This window comes from Saccharothrix sp. DSM 118769 (genome assembly GCF_052936295.1).
The window spans coordinates 2,344,408-2,361,456 of record NZ_CP193627.1; the positions used below are offsets into that span (position 1 = coordinate 2,344,408).

Annotated in this window: 11 protein-coding genes; 6 read left to right on the top strand and 5 right to left on the bottom strand. The window is 72.5% G+C overall.

Annotation, left to right across the window (positions count from 1 at the left end; all coding sequences use genetic code 11):
• Positions 1 to 2 precede the first annotated feature (2 nt).
• Positions 3 to 2,570, top strand: a complete 2,568-nt coding sequence (locus ACRAKJ_RS11050; protein ID WP_438920722.1) for a tetratricopeptide repeat protein — start codon at positions 3 to 5, stop codon at positions 2,568 to 2,570.
• Between the two features lie 15 nt (positions 2,571 to 2,585).
• Here ACRAKJ_RS11050 and ACRAKJ_RS11055 read toward each other — a convergent pair whose 3' ends face one another.
• A complete protein-coding gene (locus tag ACRAKJ_RS11055; protein WP_438920721.1) occupies positions 2,586 to 3,215 on the bottom strand; it encodes a TetR family transcriptional regulator C-terminal domain-containing protein in 630 nt (209 codons plus the stop codon).
• A gap of 45 nt (positions 3,216 to 3,260) precedes the next feature.
• Here ACRAKJ_RS11055 and ACRAKJ_RS11060 point away from each other — a divergent pair, with 45 nt between their 5' ends.
• Positions 3,261 to 4,145, top strand: coding sequence for a CPBP family glutamic-type intramembrane protease (locus tag ACRAKJ_RS11060; RefSeq protein ID WP_438920720.1), 885 nt, complete (start codon positions 3,261 to 3,263; stop codon positions 4,143 to 4,145).
• Positions 4,146 to 4,221: 76 nt separating this feature from the next.
• On the opposite strand, the gene yjfF is transcribed toward ACRAKJ_RS11060, so the two are convergent.
• The 4 genes from yjfF to ACRAKJ_RS11080 form a co-directional block, all read right to left on the bottom strand.
• Entirely contained in the window at positions 4,222 to 5,235 is a 1,014-nt protein-coding gene (gene yjfF / locus ACRAKJ_RS11065) for a galactofuranose ABC transporter, permease protein YjfF (RefSeq protein WP_438920719.1), read from the bottom strand.
• On the bottom strand, positions 5,232 to 6,197 hold the full coding sequence (locus ACRAKJ_RS11070) for an ABC transporter permease subunit (RefSeq protein ID WP_438920718.1): 966 nt from the start codon (positions 6,195 to 6,197) through the stop codon (positions 5,232 to 5,234). Before ACRAKJ_RS11070 ends, yjfF begins: the two co-directional genes overlap by 4 nt.
• Positions 6,194 to 7,723, bottom strand: coding sequence for an ATP-binding cassette domain-containing protein (locus tag ACRAKJ_RS11075; RefSeq protein WP_438920778.1), 1,530 nt, complete (start codon positions 7,721 to 7,723; stop codon positions 6,194 to 6,196). The genes ACRAKJ_RS11070 and ACRAKJ_RS11075 overlap by 4 nt, the downstream gene beginning before the upstream one ends.
• 125 nt (positions 7,724 to 7,848) lie before the next feature.
• Entirely contained in the window at positions 7,849 to 8,820 is a 972-nt protein-coding gene (locus ACRAKJ_RS11080; protein WP_438920717.1) for an ABC transporter substrate-binding protein, read from the bottom strand.
• A gap of 607 nt (positions 8,821 to 9,427) precedes the next feature.
• Between ACRAKJ_RS11080 and ACRAKJ_RS11085 the strand changes: the two genes are divergently transcribed.
• The 4 genes from ACRAKJ_RS11085 to ACRAKJ_RS11100 all read left to right on the top strand — a co-directional run bounded on the left by ACRAKJ_RS11085 (position 9,428) and on the right by ACRAKJ_RS11100 (position 17,044).
• On the top strand, positions 9,428 to 11,524 hold the full coding sequence (locus ACRAKJ_RS11085) for an immunoglobulin-like domain-containing protein (protein WP_438920716.1): 2,097 nt from the start codon (positions 9,428 to 9,430) through the stop codon (positions 11,522 to 11,524).
• A gap of 246 nt (positions 11,525 to 11,770) precedes the next feature.
• Entirely contained in the window at positions 11,771 to 14,311 is a 2,541-nt protein-coding gene (locus ACRAKJ_RS11090; protein WP_438920715.1) for an alpha-L-arabinofuranosidase C-terminal domain-containing protein, read from the top strand.
• 123 nt (positions 14,312 to 14,434) lie between these two features.
• Positions 14,435 to 15,919 carry a family 43 glycosylhydrolase gene (locus ACRAKJ_RS11095; protein WP_438920714.1) on the top strand — a complete coding sequence of 495 codons (1,485 nt, stop codon included), beginning with the start codon at positions 14,435 to 14,437 and terminating at the stop codon, positions 15,917 to 15,919.
• Positions 15,920 to 16,009: 90 nt separating this feature from the next.
• Positions 16,010 to 17,044 carry a LacI family DNA-binding transcriptional regulator gene (locus ACRAKJ_RS11100; RefSeq protein WP_447008927.1) on the top strand — a complete coding sequence of 345 codons (1,035 nt, stop codon included), beginning with the start codon at positions 16,010 to 16,012 and terminating at the stop codon, positions 17,042 to 17,044.
• Positions 17,045 to 17,049: the final 5 nt, after the last annotated feature.

Genomic DNA, 17,049 nt, shown 5'->3' on the forward strand with positions numbered 1-17,049 from the left:
GGGTGAGCGACCCGAAGACGGTGTTCGCGCGGGCGCTGGCGACGCTGCGCGACCGCGTGCCCGACCGGTCCGACGAGGCGGTGGCGCGACGCGCGAGCGCGGTCCTGCTGCCCTCGGGGCGGCGGGTGCCGGTCAACGCCCGGCGGCTGGGGGAGTGGGTCGGCGGCCAGGCCGTGCCGCGCGACTTCGACGCCGTGCTCGCCGTCGCGATGGCGACCGGCGGGGTGACCGGGGTGGAGGCGCTGCGCGAGCTGTGGCGCGCCGCCCGGCAGGAGCGCCGGCCGCGCGGGCAGGTGCCGGGGGATCAAGCGCCGCCGGAACAAGGACCGCCGGAACAAGGACCGCCGGATCAGGTGCCGCCGGGGCGAGGACCGCGCGACCGGGGACCGGCGGTCAGCGGGCAGGACGACCGCGTCACCGGCCGCGCCACCAGGGTCGTGGTCGGCCGTCCGCCCACCGACGCGGCGGCGCTGCGCGACCGGTCGGCGCTGGCGCGGGCCGTCGACGACGCGCTGCGCGCCGAGGACGTCCGGCAGGTGCTGCTGACCGGCCCCGGCGGCGTCGGCAAGTCGCAGCTGGCCACCGCCGCGTTCCACCGGGCGCACGCCGACGTGCTGGTCTGGGTGGGCGCGCGGACCAGGCAGTCCGTGCTCACCGGGTACGCCCGCGCGTGGCGCGCCCTGATCGGCGCCGAGGCGGGTGCCGACGACGAGGCGCAGGCCGACCTGTTCCTGGACTGGGCGCGCACCACCGGCACGTCGTGGCTCGTCGTGCTCGACGACGTGGACGACCTCGCCGAACTGGCCGGGCTGTGGCCCGCGGGCGACGCCGGGCGCAGCGTCGTCACCACCCGGCGGCGCGACGCCGCGCTGCTGCGGCCGGACGTGCGGGTCGTGCCGGTGGGCATGTTCGACCCCGACGAGGCCGCCGCCTACCTGTCCGCGCGGCTGTCGGTCGACCCGCGCCACCGCCCCGGCGACCTGGCCGCCCTCGCCGACGCCCTCGGCCGCTTCCCGCTGGCCCTGTCCCAGGCCGCCGCGTTCCTCATCGACACGGGCACGGGCGTGCGCGCCTACCTGGACCTGCTCGCCGACCGGCGGCAGCGGGTGGCCGACCTGTTCCCGCCCTCATCGCCCGCCGACGAGCACGACGGCACCGTCGCGGGCACCGTGCGGCTGGCCGTGGAACGGGCGTCCACCCTGGCGGCCAACGCGCTCGACGTGCTCGGGCTCGTCGCCGTCCTCTCGCCCGACGGCATCCCCGAGGCCGTGCTGCTCGACGGCGGGCGCAACCTGCTGGCGCTGCGCGCCCTGCACCGGCTCAACCTCGTCACCCACGTCGGCCGGGTGGAGGCGCACGCGCTCGTGCAGCGGGCCGCGCGCGACCTCGTGCCGGACCTGGCGGCGGTCGCCACCGCGGCGGCCGACGCGCTGGAGCGCGAGTGGTCCGACCCCGACCCGGACACCGCGGCGGCCCTGCACCGCAACGCCGAGGTGCTGCGCGCCGTCGCGGGGGAGCACCTGTGGGACGGCGGCATGCACCCCGTGCTGCTCCGCCTCGCCCGCTACCTCGCGAGCACCGGACGGCCCGCCGCCGCCCGCGACGTGGCCGCCGAGCTGCTGACCCGCGCCGCCGAACCGCGCGACGTCGTCGTCCTGCGCACCGAGGTGGCCAGGTGCACCGGCGACCTCGGCGACACCGCCACCGCGCTCGCCGGGCTGGCCGAGGTGCGCGCGCTGGCCGAACGCGAACTCGGCCCCACCCACCTCGACACCCTGTGGGCCCGCTCGCACCGCGCCCGGTTCCTCATGGAGACCGGCCGGAGCAGGGCCGCGCTGGCCGAGTTCGACGCCCTGCTCGCCGAGGGCGGGCTGCCCGCCGCGCACCCGCTCGTCGTCGAGTCCGAGGACAACCGGGCGCTGTGCCTGGGCCTGGCCGGCGACCTCGACGGGGCCCGGGAGGCGGCGACCGCGCTGGTGGCCGTGCTGCGGACCGGACTGGGCGCCCGGCACCGGCAGACGCTGCGCGCCCTGGTCGGCCTCGGCCGGTGGGTCGGCGAGACCGGCGACGCCCCGGCCGCGGTGGAGATCTACCGGGAAGCCGTCGACGGGCTCGACGCCGTCGCGGGCCGCGGGGCGCACGACACGTTCATCGCCCGCCACAACCTCGCCTACTGGCGCGCCCTCGCGGGCGACCTGGGCACCGCCATCAGCGAGTTCGACGCCGGCGCGGCCGACGCCGAGCGCGCCCTGGGCGAGCAGCACCCGACCACCCTCACCTACCGGGCCAACACGGCCTTCTGGCGCGGGGTGGGCGGCGACCCGGGTGCGGCCGGTGAGCTGGCCGGCCTGCGCCGCGTCGTCGAGGAGGTGTTCGGCCCGGACCACCCCCGCGTGCTGCGCATCCGGCAGCAGCGGGCGGACCTGCTGCACCGCGCCGGGCTGCGGGGGGAGGCGGTCGCCGAGCTGCGCGCCGTGCTGGTCGAGATGACGCGGGTGCAGGGCGAGGACCACCCGCGCACCCGCGAGGCCGCCGCCCTGCTCACCGGCTGGGGCGACGCGGGGCCCTGACCCGCACGGGTGGGGTCACCCGGACCGGGGCGGCCCGGAGGCGATCGTGGCCAGTTCGGCCCGGAGCAGGTCGCCGACCTCGGCGGGCGGGAGCTCGCGCGGGAAGGTGGCGGCCTGCAGCGTCAGGCCGTCGAGGAAGACGTGCAGGCGTGCGGCCCGCTGCTCCAACGCGGTGTCCGCGAGGGGCTCGCCCACCGCCGCCGGGGGTGTCGCGCCCCGGCACCAGGCGACCGCGAGGCGGCAGACGTGGCGCTCACCGGCCCAGGCGGCGCGGCGCAGCTCGTCCAGCGAGTCGTCGACCCGCGCCCGGGTCAGGCACGCCAACCACACGTCGACCTCGACCCGGCGATCCGCGTCCAGGGGCAGCAGCTCCTCCAGCAGCAGGCGGGCCCGCTCCACGTCGGGCGCGTCCGCGCGCAGGTGCTCGGCCAGCCGGGCGCCGGCGCTCGACGCGACCTCCCGCGCGGCGAACAGCAGCAGGCCCTGCTGGTTGTCGAAGTAGTGGCGCAGCCCGCCGACCGACACGCCGGCCTCCTCGGCGACCCGCCGGACGGTGGCGCCCTCGATCCCGTGCCGGCCGATGACCGCCCACACCACGCGGGCGAGTTCCGCGCGGCGCTGGTCGTGGTCCACGAGCTTCGGCACCCGATTTTTATAGCACAACCGTATGGTCTTGGTTATCGTACAAGTGTGCTGGATAAAAGATCGGGCGTGCTGCTCGCCGGGGTGGCGGTGATCGTCGCCTCGGCGACCTGGCTGCTGGTCACGGGCCACGCCGGGATCAGGTACTCCGCCGACCACCACGACACCGTGCCGATGTGGCACCGGTGGGTGCCGGCGCTGGTCGGCATCGCCCTCGTGCGGCTGGTGCCCCCGGCCGGCCCGCTGCGGGATGCGCCGGCGCGGGGCGTGCCGCCGGCGGTGTCGTCGACGGGGGTGGCGTCGACGGACCGCACGCTCCGCGTGGAGGCGGTCGCGCTCCTGGCGGCGGCGCTCGCCTTCGCCGTGTCGCTGCGGCTGGTCACCGCCGGGGAACCGGCGCACACGCTGCTGAAGACGACCCTGCTGGTGGTGGTGCCGCTGGTGCTGTTCCGGGTGTCGCGCCGGGGGAGGCCGCTGCCGGTCCCGACCGCCGCGGGGGAGGGGTGGCGCCGACTCGCCCCGGCGGCGCCGGTGGCGGCGTGGCTCGTGCTGGGCCACGCCACGCCGCTCGCCGTGCCGGCGCGGGAGCCGTTCACCCGGGACGCGGTCGAACTGGTCGCGGTGATCGTCGTGGTCTTCGTCGTCAACGCCCTGCTCGAAGAGGTCTTCTACCGGCGCTGGCTGCAAACCCGCTGGGAGCACCTGCTCGGCCCCTGGCCCGCCGTCGTGCTCGCGTCCCTGGTCTGGGCGGCCTGGCACATCGGCATCCAGGGCACCGGCGACCTCGCCCGCGACCTGGCCTCCGCCTTCGTCAACCAGGGCGTGACGGGGCTGTTCCTCGGCTACCTGTGGAGCCGGTACCGGGTGATGTGGCCGCTGCTCGTCGTCCACGGCGCGGTCAACGCCCTGCCGCTCCTGCTGTCCCTGCCGTGACCCCGGCACGGCAACGGCGCCGCACCCCTTCCGCGAGGGTGCGGCGCCGTCGTCCTTCCCGGCGGGGGACCGGCCGCTAGGTGCGGCGCACGATCACCCGCTGGAGCGCGATGAAGGCCAGCAGCAGCGCGCCGATCACGATCTTCGTCCACCACGAGGACAGCGTGCCCTCGAACGAGATCAACGTCTGGATCGTGCCCAGCACCAGCACGCCCACCACCGAGCCGACCACGAACCCGACACCGCCCGACAGCAGGCTGCCGCCCACCACGACCGCCGCGATGGCGTCCAGCTCCATGCCCACCGCGTGCAGGCCGTAGCCGGAGAGCATGTAGAGGCTGAACAGCAACCCGGCCAGCGCCGAGCAGAACCCGCTGACCACGTACACGCCGATCTTCACCCGCGTCGTGGCCAGGCCCATCAGCCGCGCCGACGACTCGCTGCCGCCCACCGCGTACACCGTGCGGCCGAACCGCGTCAGGTGCAGCACGTACACCGCGGCCAGCACCACCAGCAGCGAGATGACCACCGGGTAGGTGATGGTCACGCCGCCGGGCAGCTCGATCGTCCCGGTCGCCAGGTCGCGGAACGTCGCGTCCTTGATCGACACCGACTCCACGCTGATCACGAAGCACAGGCCGCGCGCCAGGAACATGCCCGCCAGCGTCACGATGAACGGCTGCACGCCGAACCGGTGGATCACCCACCCCATCGCCAGGCCCAGCAGCGACCCCACCGCCAGCACGGTCAGCGCGGTCAGCCACGCCGGCCAGCCCGAGCGCAGCATCGCCGCCGCGATCATCGTGGACAGCGCCACCACCGAACCCACCGACAGGTCGATGCCGCCGGTCAGGATCACGAACGTCATGCCCACCGCGAGCACGATCAGGAACGCGTTGTCGATGAACAGGTTCGCCACCACCTGCCCCGACGCGAACCCCTCGTAGCGCACCGAGCCGACGCCGAACGTCGCCACGAACACCACGAACGTGGCGATCACCGGCAGGAACCGCGAGGGCACCTTCCCGGGCTTGCGCTTCGCACCGGTGGTCGGTCCACCCGCCTGCGGCGGTGCGGTCGTCGCCGTCATCGCAGAGCCACCCCTCGCCTCGCCTGAACCCGGATCGGTGCCTGGAGCAGGCACACCGCGATCACCACGACCGCCTTGAACACCAGCGTGATCTCCGGCGCGATGTTCATCGTGTACACGGTGGTGGTCAACGTCTGGATGATCAGCGCGCCCAGCAGCGTGCCGGTCAGCGAGAACCGGCCGCCGGCCAGCGACGTGCCGCCGATGACGACGGCCAGGATCGCGTCCATCTCGATCCACAGACCGGCGTTGTTGGCGTCCGCCGCGCTCACGTTCGAGCTGATCATCAACCCGGCGACGCCCGCGCACAGCGCCGCGAACACGTACACCGTCCAGATGATCGTGCGCGCCCGGACACCCGCCAACCTGCTGGCCTCCGGGTTCACGCCGACCGACTCGATCAGCATCCCCAGCGCCGTCTTGCGGGTCGCCAGCGCGGTCAGGCCCAGCGCCGCGAGGCTGATCAGGATCGCGATCGGCAGCACCAGGAACCCCGCGCCCACCTGCCGGTAGGTGTCGCTGTTCACGGTGATGATCTGGCCCTCGGTGACCAGCATCGCGATACCGCGACCCGCCGTCATCAGCACCAGCGTCGCGATGATCGGCTGGATGCCCAGCACCGACACCAGGAACCCGTTCCACAGGCCCAGCACCCCGCACAGCACCAGCGCCAGCCCCATGCCGACCCACACGTTGCCGCCGGACGCGATGTGCGTGCACGTCACCGCGCCCGCGATCGCCGCCACCGCGCCCACCGACAGGTCGATGCCGCGGGTCGCGATCACCAGCGTCATGCCCAGCGCGATCAGCAGCGTCGGCGCGCCGTTGCGCAGGATGTCCACCAGGCTGCCGAACAGCGCGCCGTCCTGGACGCGCAGCGCGAAGAACGACGGCGTCACCACCACGTTCAGCAGCAGCAGCGCCACCAGCGCCAGCACCGGCCAGAGCAGTCGGTTCTTCACGAGGCCACCGCCTTGTCGATCGGCGTCACGACGACCTCGGCGCCGGCGGACCCGTCGACGTGGCCCGCGATCAGCTCCATCACGTCGTCCACCCCCGCGTCGCCGCCCAGTTCGGCCACCATCTTCCGGTCGCGCATCACGACCACCCGGTCCGAGATGCGGACCACCTCCTCCAACTCGGCGGAGATGAACACGACCGCCATGCCGCCGGCCGCGAGGTCCGCCACCACCTTCTGGATTTGAGCCTTCGCGCCCACGTCGATGCCGCGGGTCGGTTCGTCCAGGATCAGCAGCCGGGGCTCGGTCACCAGCCACCGGGCCAGCAGCACCTTCTGCTGGTTGCCGCCGGACAGCGTGCCCACGACCGCGTCCGCGTTCGCCGGACGGATGTCCAGCACCTCCACGTACTTCGCCACCAGTTCGTCGGCCTGCTTGCGCGGCACCGGCCGGGCCCAGCCGCGGGCCGCCTGGAGCGCCAGCACCAGGTTGTCCCGGATCGTCAGGTCCGCCACCACGCCCTCGGCCTTGCGGTCCTCCGAGGAGAACGCGATGCCCGCCCCGATCGCCGCGCGCGGCCCGGTCAGCCGCAGCGGCTTCCCGTCCACCAGCACCCGGCCCGAGTCGGCCTTGTCCGCGCCGAACAGCAGCCGCGCCACCTCCGTGCGGCCCGAGCCGAGCAGCCCCGCCAGGCCGACCACCTCGCCCGCCCGCACCTCCAGGTCGAACGGCGCGACCGACCCCTTGCGCCCCAGGCCCTCGGCCTTCAGCAGCGGCTCGCCGGGCGTGTTGCCGGACCGGTGCTCGATCTCCTCCAGCACGCCCATCTCACGGCCCAGCATCGCCGACACCAGGTCGATCCGGCTGAACGAGGCCGTCATGTGCTCGCCGACCAGCCGGCCGTTGCGCAGCACCGTCATCCGGTCGGAGATCTCGTACACCTGATCCAGGAAGTGCGTCACGAACAGCACCGCGACACCCTCGTCGCGCAGCACCCGGATGATCCGGAACAGCTCCGCCACCTCGTCGGCGTCCAGGCTGGACGTCGGCTCGTCCAGCACCAGGACCCGGGCGTCCACGGCCACCGCGCGCGTGATGGCCACGAGCTGCTGCACGGCGATCGGGTGGCTCTCCAGCACCGAACCGGGGTCGATGCGCAGTCCGATGCGCGCGAGCAGCTCAGCCGCCCGCCGGCGCATGGCCCTGCCGTCGATCCGGCCGAACTTCCGGGGCTCGCGCCCGAGCAGGATGTTCTCCGCCACGGTCAGGTTCGGGCACAGGTTCACCTCTTGGTAGACCGTGCTGATCCCGGCCGCCTGCGCCTGCGCGGGACCGCCGAACGACACCGGTTCCCCCGCGTAGCGGACCTCGCCCGCGGCGAGCGGGTGCACGCCCGTCAGCGCCTTGATGAGCGTGGACTTGCCCGCCCCGTTCTCGCCCATCAGGGCGTGGACCTCGCCGGGGAACAGCCGGAAGTCCACCTCTTGCAGTGCCTTCACACCGGGGAACTCCACCGAGATGCCCCGCATGTCGACGACCGGCTCGGTCACCGGACAACTCCCCTCACACGCTGGGTGCGGTCCCCCGCCACCACACCCGGGGGTGGCGGGGGACCGCGGTCTGTGATCGGTACCCGCGGCTCGTCGCCCGCGGATCAGTACTTGCGCTCGGGGAGCGCCGTCTTCGCCTGCTCGGTGGTGAAGGTGGTCTCCTCGGTCACCACGCGAGGCGGCACCTCCTCGCCCGCGACGACCTTCTTCGCCAGCTCCATCAGCTGCTTGCCCAGCAGCGGGTTGCACTCGACGATGAAGTTGATCTCACCGGCGGCCAGCGCGGTCATGCCGTCCTTCACCGCGTCCACGGTGATGATCTTGATGTCCTTGCCCGGCACCTTGCCCGCGGCCTTGATCGCCTCGATCGCGCCCAGGCCCATGTCGTCGTTGTGCGCGTAGACCACGTCGATCTGCGGCACCGACTTCAGGAACGCCTCCATGACCTGCTTGCCGCCGGAGCGGGTGAAGTCACCGGTCTGCGTGGCCACGATCTTCAGGTCCGTGCCCGCGATGGCCTCTTCGAAGCCCTGCTTGCGGTCGATGGCCGGCGCCGCGCCCGTCGTGCCCTGGAGCTCCACGACGTTCTTCGCGCCCGCGGCGTTCTCCTTCAGCCACTCGCCGGCCTTCTTGCCCTCCTCGACGAAGTCCGAGCCGAGGAAGGTCTTGTAGAGCGAGGTGTCGTCCGAGTCGATCGCCCGGTCGGTCAGGATGACCGGGATGTTCGCCCGCTTGGCCTCCAGCAGGACGGTGTCCCAGCCGGTCTCCACCACCGGGCTGAAGGCGATGACGTCCACCTTCTGCTGGATGTAGGACCGGATCGCCTTGATCTGGTTCTCCTGCTTCTGCTGCGCGTCGGAGAACTTCAGGTCGACCCCGGCCGCGGTGGCCTCCTCCTGCACGGACTTGGTGTTGGCGGTGCGCCACCCGCTCTCCGCGCCCACCTGTGCGAAACCCATCGTGATCTTGCCGTCGTCGGCGCCCGACGACCCCGCGGCCCCGGAACCACCGGAACCGCAGGCGGTCAACGCGGCCAACAGGACCGCGCTGGCGGCGGTCGCGATCTTCTTCAGCACTGGTCTTCCTCCGTGTGGGCCCGAGGCACTGGCACTGGCGGGCGGCGAACCGCGTGACCGCGGTCACCTGGGCCACAAGAGTGAGCGTTCACAATCGGGACGTCAACCCCCTGGAAACAACAACTTTGCACGCTTGACATGTTCGTCAGAGCGGTCGTATGTTAGCGCTCACTTTTGTGACTCAGCGCACGCCACGCTCGGACGTCCTGTCCACCACGCGACCCCGTGCCGCGCGCAAGACGAGAGCGACGCCCCCATGCTTCCCCTGCGTCCCGCAAGTCTCCACCCCCAACCGTCCGTTGTTGCGGTATCGCCCACCGCGGCCCCCACCGGCCCGTCCGGACAGGCCCGGCGCGCCGACCTCCCCACCGCGGCCGCCGATCCGGCCGATGCCGCCAATCCGGCTACCTGTACCGATTCCGCCGTCCGCGCAGCCCTCCCCGGCCCGGCAGTCCCGGCCGCCCCGCGCCGACACCGCGCCGCGTTCCCCGCCATAGCACTGGTCGCGCTGCTCCTCGCGGCCCTGGGCGCACCCACCGCCGCTACCGCTACCGCCGCCACTGCCGCAGCCGCCGGCCTCGCTGACGGTCTCGCCGCCGGTCTCGCCGTGCACTACCCGCTCACCGAGACCTCCGGCACCGTCGCGACCGACGCCACCGGCGGCGGGCGCACCGCCTCCATCGTCGGCGACGCCACGCCGTCGGGCGCGGACGGTCTCCGGCTCGGCGGCGTCGACGGACACGTCGACCTGCCCGACAACTTGATGCGCGGCCTGACCGACATCTCTGTCTCGATCCAGGTCCGGATCGACGCAGACCAGTCCACCCCGTACTTCATCTGGGGCCTCGGCAACTCCTCGGGCACCACCGGCAACGGCTACCTCTTCACCACCGGCAACGCCTACCGCACCTCCATCGCCACCGGCAACTGGTCCACGGAGCAGACGACCACCGCCGGGCGCGACCTCGCCAGGGGCGTGTGGAAGACGCTCACCTACACCCAGGCCGGCGGCACCGCCGTGCTCTACGAGGACGGCGCCGAGGTCGGCCGCAGGACCGACGTCACCACCACCCCCGCCGCCATCGGCGACGGCACCACGACCGCCAACCACCTCGGCCGCTCGCTCTACAGCGGCGACCGCCACCTCAAGGGCGCCATCCGCGACTTCCGCCTCTACGACCGCGCGCTCACCGCCGCCGAGGTCCACGAGCTCGGCTTCGTGCCCGACGAGGAGAAGGCCCGCCGCGACCTGGCCGCCCTCGACCTCGGCGACCTGTCCGCCGTCACCGAGGACCTCGCCCTGCCGACCACCGGCCCCTACGGCTCGACCATCACCTGGCGGACCGACGACGCCCGCCACGTGACCGCCGACGGCGTCGTCACCCGCCCCGCCGCAGGACGACCCCCGGCGACCGTCACCCTCACCGCGTCCGCGCTCGGCCAGACCCGCACCTTCACGGTCACCGTCCGCCCCGAGCCGACCGACCGCCAGAAGGTCGACGAGGCCGCCGCCGCGCTGACCGTCTGGAACGCCTCGGACGTCCGCGGCAACCTCACCCTGCCGACGACCGGCCTGCACGGCACCGAGGTGTCGTGGAAGTCGACGAAGAAGAAGGTCGTCACCGAGACCGGCGAGGTCACCCGCCCCGCCCACGGCGAACGCGCCGAGCACGTCACGCTCACCGCGACCGTCACGAGCGGCCACAAGCAGGCCAAGCGCCGCTTCGACCTCACCGTCACCCCGCTGCCGCGGCACCAGGACTACGAGGGTTACCTCTTCGGCTACTTCACCGGCGAGGGCACCGCGACCGGCGAGCAGGTCTACTTCGCCGCCAGCCGGGGCGACGACGCCCTGAAGTGGGACGAGCTCAACGGCGGCAACCCGGTGCTCACCTCCTCTCTCGGCGACAAGGGCGTCCGCGACCCGTTCATCATCCGGTCACCGGAGGGCGACAGGTTCTTCCTGATCGCCACCGACCTGAAGATGCACGGGAACGGCAACTGGGACCTCGTGCAGCGCAAGGGCAGCCGCCACATCGAGGTGTGGGAGTCCACGGACCTCGTGACCTGGTCGCAGCAGCGCCACGTCCAGGTCTCTCCGGAGACCGCGGGCAACACGTGGGCACCCGAGGCGTACTACGACGACAGCATCGGCGCGTACGTCGTCTTCTGGGCGTCGAAGCTCTACGCCGAGGAGGACCCGGGGCACACGGGCGACACCTACAACAAGATGCTGTACGCGACCACCCGTGACTTCCGGACCTTCACCGAGCCGCAGGTCTGGGTCGACCCGGGCTACTCGGTGATCGACTCGACCGTCATCAAGCACGGCGCGGAGTACTACCGGTTCACCAAGGACGAGCGGAACAACACCTCCTCCACGCCGTGCAGCAAGTTCGTCCTGGCGGAGAAGTCCGCCGACCTGCGCGACACCTCCTACGACTTCGTGGCCGACTGCATCGGCAAGGGCTCGATCCGCCAGGGCGAAGGCCCCACGGTGTTCAAGTCGAACACCGAGGACAAGTGGTACCTGTTCATCGACGAGTTCGGCGGACGCGGCTACGTGCCCTTCGAGACCACCGACCTCGCCTCCGGGCGGTGGAGCCCGTCGACCGACTACCAACTGCCCAGCCGCCCCCGGCACGGCACCGTCCTCCCGGTCACGAAGGCCGAGATGGACCGCGTGCGGGCCGCCTACCCGTGAACCGACGACCGGGTGGGCGCGCCGACCGGTAGCCCCCCGCCGGTGGGCGACCCGCCCGGTCGTCCCGCCCGGCCGAGCCCCGACACCGGCCGAGCCCCGACACCGGCCGGGCCCCGATGCCCGGCCGGGCGGAGCGTGCGCGCGAGCGATCGACCACGCCGTCCCGGGTGACGGCGACCGAGCCAGGTGCGGCGCCCGAGGGCCGGGCGCGCGTGACGTGACAGGTCCCCATGAAGGGATTGGGTTGTGAGATCTCGTCTGACACTGCTGCCCGCCGTGCTGGTGGTCGGCCTCGCGGTACCGGCGCTCAGCCCGGCCTCGGCGGCGGGCGGCTACGCGCTGCCCGGGTTCGCCGCCCAGGCAGCGGCCCCGGCGGCGGCCCAGGCCGACTACACGATCAGCATCGACCCGCAGGCCAAGGGCGCCTCGATCGACGACACCCTGTACGGCGTCTTCTTCGAGGACATCAACCGGGCCGCCGACGGCGGGCTCTACGCCGAGCTGGTGCAGAACCGGTCGTTCGAGTACGACACCGCCGACAACGCCGGCTACACCCCCTTCACCGGGTGGGCGCCCACCGGCGGCGCGCTGGACGTCGTGGACGACGACGGGCGGCTCAACGAGCGCAACCGGCGCTACCTCAAGCTCGGCCTGCCCGCCGGCGTCATCAACTCCGGCTACAACTCGGGCGTCAACGTCGAGCGGGACAAGAGGTACGACTTCTCCGTCTGGGCCCGCACGGACCAGGCGTCGGGCACACCGCTCAACGTCGGGCTCACCGACCCCGCCGGCCGGGAACTCGCACCAGGCCTGGCGATCCAGGTGCGCGGCGACGGCTGGACCAAGTACACCGGCGCCTTCCGCGCCCGCGAGTCGTCCACCACCGGCCGGCTGCTCGTCACCGGCGGGGGAGCGGGCACCCTGCGGCTGGACATGGTCTCGCTCATGCCGCAGGACACCTACAAGGGCCACGGCCTGCGCAAGGACCTCGCCGAGAAGATCGCCGCGCTCAAGCCCGGCTTCGTCCGCTTCCCCGGCGGCTGCCTGGTCAACACCGGTAGCCACTACGGCTACGACGCCTCCACCGGCTACGAGCGCAAGCGCTCCTACCAGTGGAAGGACACCATCGGCCCGGTCGAGCAGCGCGCGACCAACGCCAACTTCTGGGGCTACAACCAGACCTACGGCCTGGGCTACTACGAGTACTTCCAGTTCTCCGAGGACATCGGCGCCATGCCGCTGCCCGTGGTGCCCGCCCTCGTCACCGGGTGCGGCCAGAACCGCGCCACCGACGACCCGGCGCTGCTCCAGCGGCACGTCCAGGACGCGCTCGACCTGATCGAGTTCGCCAACGGCCCGGCCGACTCGACCTGGGGCCGCAAGCGCGCCGAGATGGGGCACCCGGCGCCCTTCGGGCTCACGCACATCGGCGTGGGCAACGAGGAGAACCTGCCCGACGAGTTCTTCGCGCGGTTCACGCGGTTCCGCACGGCGATCGAGGCCAGGTACCCCGACATCATCGTGGTGAGCAACTCCGGCCCCGACGACACCGGCGCCACGTTCGACCGGCTCTGGCAGCTCAACCGCGAGGACGGCGTCGAGATGGTCGACGAGCACTACTACAACAGCCCGGGTTGGTTCCTGGAGAACAACAACCGCTACGACTCCTACGACCGCAACGGCCCGAAGGTCTTCCTCGGCGAGTACGCCTCCCAGGACAACAGGTTCTCCAACGCGCTCGCCGAGGCCGCCTTCATGACGGGCCTGGAGCGCAACGCCGACGTGGTCAAGCTCGCCTCCTACGCACCGCTGCTGTCCAACGAGGACTACGTGCAGTGGCGGCCGGACATGATCTGGTTCAACAACCACGCCTCCTGGGGATCGACCTCCTACGAGGTGCAGAAGCTGTTCATGAACAACGTGGGCGACCACGTGGTCGGGAGCACGGCCTCCGGCACGCCCTGGAGCCCCGAGCCGATCACCGGCGCCGTCGGCCTCTCCTCCTGGGCCACCTCGGTCGCCTACGACGACGTGCGGGTCACCGCCGCGGACGGCCGCGTGCTGTTCTCGGACGACTTCTCCGGGGACGCGAGCCGGTGGACCGGCAACGGCACCGGCGACTGGGGCGTCGTGGACGGCGCCTACGTGCAGGCCGACACCGGCGTCACGAACCCGTTGGTCACCGCGGGCGACCCCGCCTGGAACAACTTCACGTTCAGCGTCAAGGCCACCAAGCGCGCGGGCAGCGAGGGCTTCCTGATCCCCTTCGCGGTCAACGGCAGCGGCAACCCCTTCTGGTGGAACCTCGGCGGCTGGAACAACACCCGGTCCGCCGTGGACGGCGGCAACTCCTCGCGCGTCTTCCACTCGGACGGCACGACGATCGAGACCGGCCGCACCTACGACCTGCGGGTCGAGGTGCGCGACCGCACCGTGAAGCTGTTCATCGACGGGCGGCTGTGGGCCGAGTTCACCGACGGGGCGAACCAGGCACCGGAACCCTTCCGGCAGGTGGTCACCCGCGACCTGAAGACCGGCGACCTGATCGTCAAGGTGGTCAACGCGCAGGCGACCGCCGCCCGTACGAAGATCGACTTCGCACCCGGGACCTGGGTCCTGCCCAGTGCCGAGGCGACGGTGCTGGAAGGTCGGCCGGACGACGTGAACACGGAGTTCACGCAGCCCGTGAAGGCGCGCACAACGCAGGTGCGGGTGTCCTCCGGGTTCACGCACACCTTCCCCCCGAACTCGGTGACCTTCTTGCGGGTCAAGGACAAGCGACGATGACGACGACAGGTTCAAGATCTTCATGACGTCCACGGTATCGAACGCGTGTTCGATGGTCATCTCTTCGCAAGAACGATCACCACATCGAGTGACCGACCGGGTCCCCACCCGAGAGGAGCCCACGTGAGCCTCGACCGCAGGTCCCTGTTCCGCGCCGGTGGCGCGCTGGCCGTGGCCGGCACCCTGCCGGCCTCGGCGGCCGCCGCCTCCGCGGAACGGCAGGAGGACCGCGCCCCGGCGCGCGAAACCGCCCTGACCACCCGCAACCCCCTGGTGGAGCAGCGCGCGGACCCCTTCGTCACCAGGCCGGTGGACGGCATGTACTACCTGACCGGCTCGGTGCCCGAGTACGACCGGGTCGTGGTCCGGGGGGCGTCCACACTGGACGGTCTGAGCACGGCCCGCGAGCGCACGATCTGGCGGCGGCCCGCGTCCGGCCCGATGGGTGGCTACATCTGGGCGCCGGAGCTGCACCGGATCGACGGCAGGTGGTACGTCTACTTCGCCGCGGGCGACTCCGACCAGCCGTTCCGCATCCGCACCTACGTGCTGGAGTCGGACAAGGCCGACCCGCGCGAGGGCGGCTGGGTGCTCAAGGGGCAGGTGGCCACGGCCTGGGACACCTTCACCCTCGACGCGACCACGTTCGAGCACCGCGGCAAGCGGTACTTCCTGTGGGCGCAGAGCGAGCCGGGCATCGCGACCAACAGCAACCTCTACATCGCCGAGATGGCCTCACCCCTGGCGCTCAAGAGCGCGCCCGTGCGCGTCGCGGTGCCCACGCTGCCGTGGGAGGTGCAGGGCTTCAAGGTGAACGAGGGCCCGGCGGTGCTCGTCCGCAACGGCCGGGTGTTCGTCACCTTCTCGGCCAGCGCCACCGACGCGCGCTACTGCATGGGCCTGCTCACCGCCGACGAGAACGCGAACCTGCTCGACGCGCGGTCCTGGACCAAGTCGCCGAACCCGGTCTTCACGACCAACGAGGCGACGCGGCAGTACGGCCCCGGGCACAACTCCTTCACCGCGGTGGGCGACCGGGACGTGCTGGTCTACCACGCGCGCGACTACCGGGACATCACCGGCGACCCGCTGTTCGACCCGAACCGGCACACCCGCGTGCAGGAGGTCCACTGGAACGACGACGGCACGCCGAGCTTCGGCGTCCCGGTCGGCGTGGGCGGGCCGGTGGTGCGCCTGTCGCCGGCGGACGCGCCCCGGCTCGTCGTGCGGCACCAGGACTACCGGCTGCGCGTCGACGGCGGCGTGCGCGAGCTGGCCGACTCGCAGTTCCGCTTCGTCGACGGGTTCCTGGGGGCGGGCACGACCGCCGTGCGGTCGGTGAACTTCCCCGACCGCTACGTGCGGGTGGTCGACGGCGGCACGCTGCGCATCGACCCGTACGAGGACACCGACGACTACGGGCGCGCGGCGTCGTTCGAACGGGTGCCGGGGCTGGTGGACGAGGACGGCGTGTCGCTGCGGTGGGCCGCGGACCCGGCGCTCCACGTGGCGCACGACGGGGTGGGGCGGTTGGTGCTGACCCGGCCGGGCAACGACCGGCGGTCGCGGGAGCGGGCGACATTCCGCCTGGGCGGACGCGCGTCCTGACCGCCCGGGGACGGTCTCTGGTGGACAATGGTGCCGGGAGCACCTTCGTGGTGGACAACAGGTGTTATCGCTAACATCGAAGGTGCAGTCATGAGTGGAGATGGGGCAGCAGTGGAGCACAGGACCGCGCGCGATCCCGCGATGACGGACGTCGCCAAGCTCGCCGGGGTCTCGCACCAGACGGTGTCGCGGGTGCTCAACGGCCACCCGAACGTCCGGGAGCAGACGCGGCTGCGGGTGCGCGCGGCCATCGCCGAGCTGGGCTACCGGCCCAACAAGGCGGCCCGCGCGCTGGTCACCGGGCGGTCGCAGCTCATCGGTGTGGTGGCGCAGAACTCGACCCTCTACGGGCCGGCGTCGCTGCTCGCCGCGTTCGAGCAGGCGGCGGCCGAGGCCGGGTTCGCGGTGAGCGTGGGCCGCGTCAACGTGCTGGACCGCAACTCCATCTCCGACGCCGTGGAACGGCACCGCGACCAGCGGGTGGCGGGGATAGTGGTGATCGCGCCGACCGCGTCGGCCAACGACGCGGTCGGCGACGTCTCCGCGGGCATCCCGCTGGTCACCGTGGACGGCGACCCGGAGCGCTCGACGCCGCTGGTGACCGTCGACCAGGCGGCGGGCGCGTTCGAGGCGACCACCCACCTGCTGGAGGCGGGCCACCGCACGGTGTGGCACGTCTCGGGGCCGCCGGACTGGTTCGACAGCGCCGGCCGCATAAGGGGTTGGCGGTCGGCGCTGGAGGCGGCCGGCCTGGAGGTGCCGCCGGTCGTGCCGGCCGACTGGAGCGCGGCGTCGGGGTACCGGGCGGGGCAGATGCTGGCCCGGATGCCCGAGGTCACCGCGATCTTCGCGGCGAACGACCACCTGGCGCTGGGCATCCTGCGCGCGATGAGCGAGCGCGGGCGGAACGTGCCGCGCGACGTGAGCGTCGTGGGGTTCGACGACGTGCCCGAGGCCGCGTACTTCATCCCGCCGCTGACCACGATCAGGCCGGACTTCGACGCGGTGGCGCGGGAGACGCTGGGGCTGCTGCTGGCGCAGGTGGGTGACGGCGAGGTGGGGGCCTCGCAGCGCACGATCGCGCCGCGGCTGGTCACCCGGGACAGCGTGGCACCGCCCCGCTGACGGAT

Bases quoted from the DNA above. Each gene is read 5' to 3' on its own strand.
- yjfF (WP_438920719.1), bottom strand. From the start codon at position 5,235: ATGACGGCGACGACCGCACCGCCGCAGGCGGGTGGACCGACCACCGGT.
- ACRAKJ_RS11075 (WP_438920778.1), bottom strand. From the start codon at position 7,723: ATGCGGGGCATCTCGGTGGAGTTCCCCGGTGTGAAGGCACTGCAAGAG.
- ACRAKJ_RS11100 (WP_447008927.1), top strand. From the start codon at position 16,010: ATGAGTGGAGATGGGGCAGCAGTGGAGCACAGGACCGCGCGCGATCCC.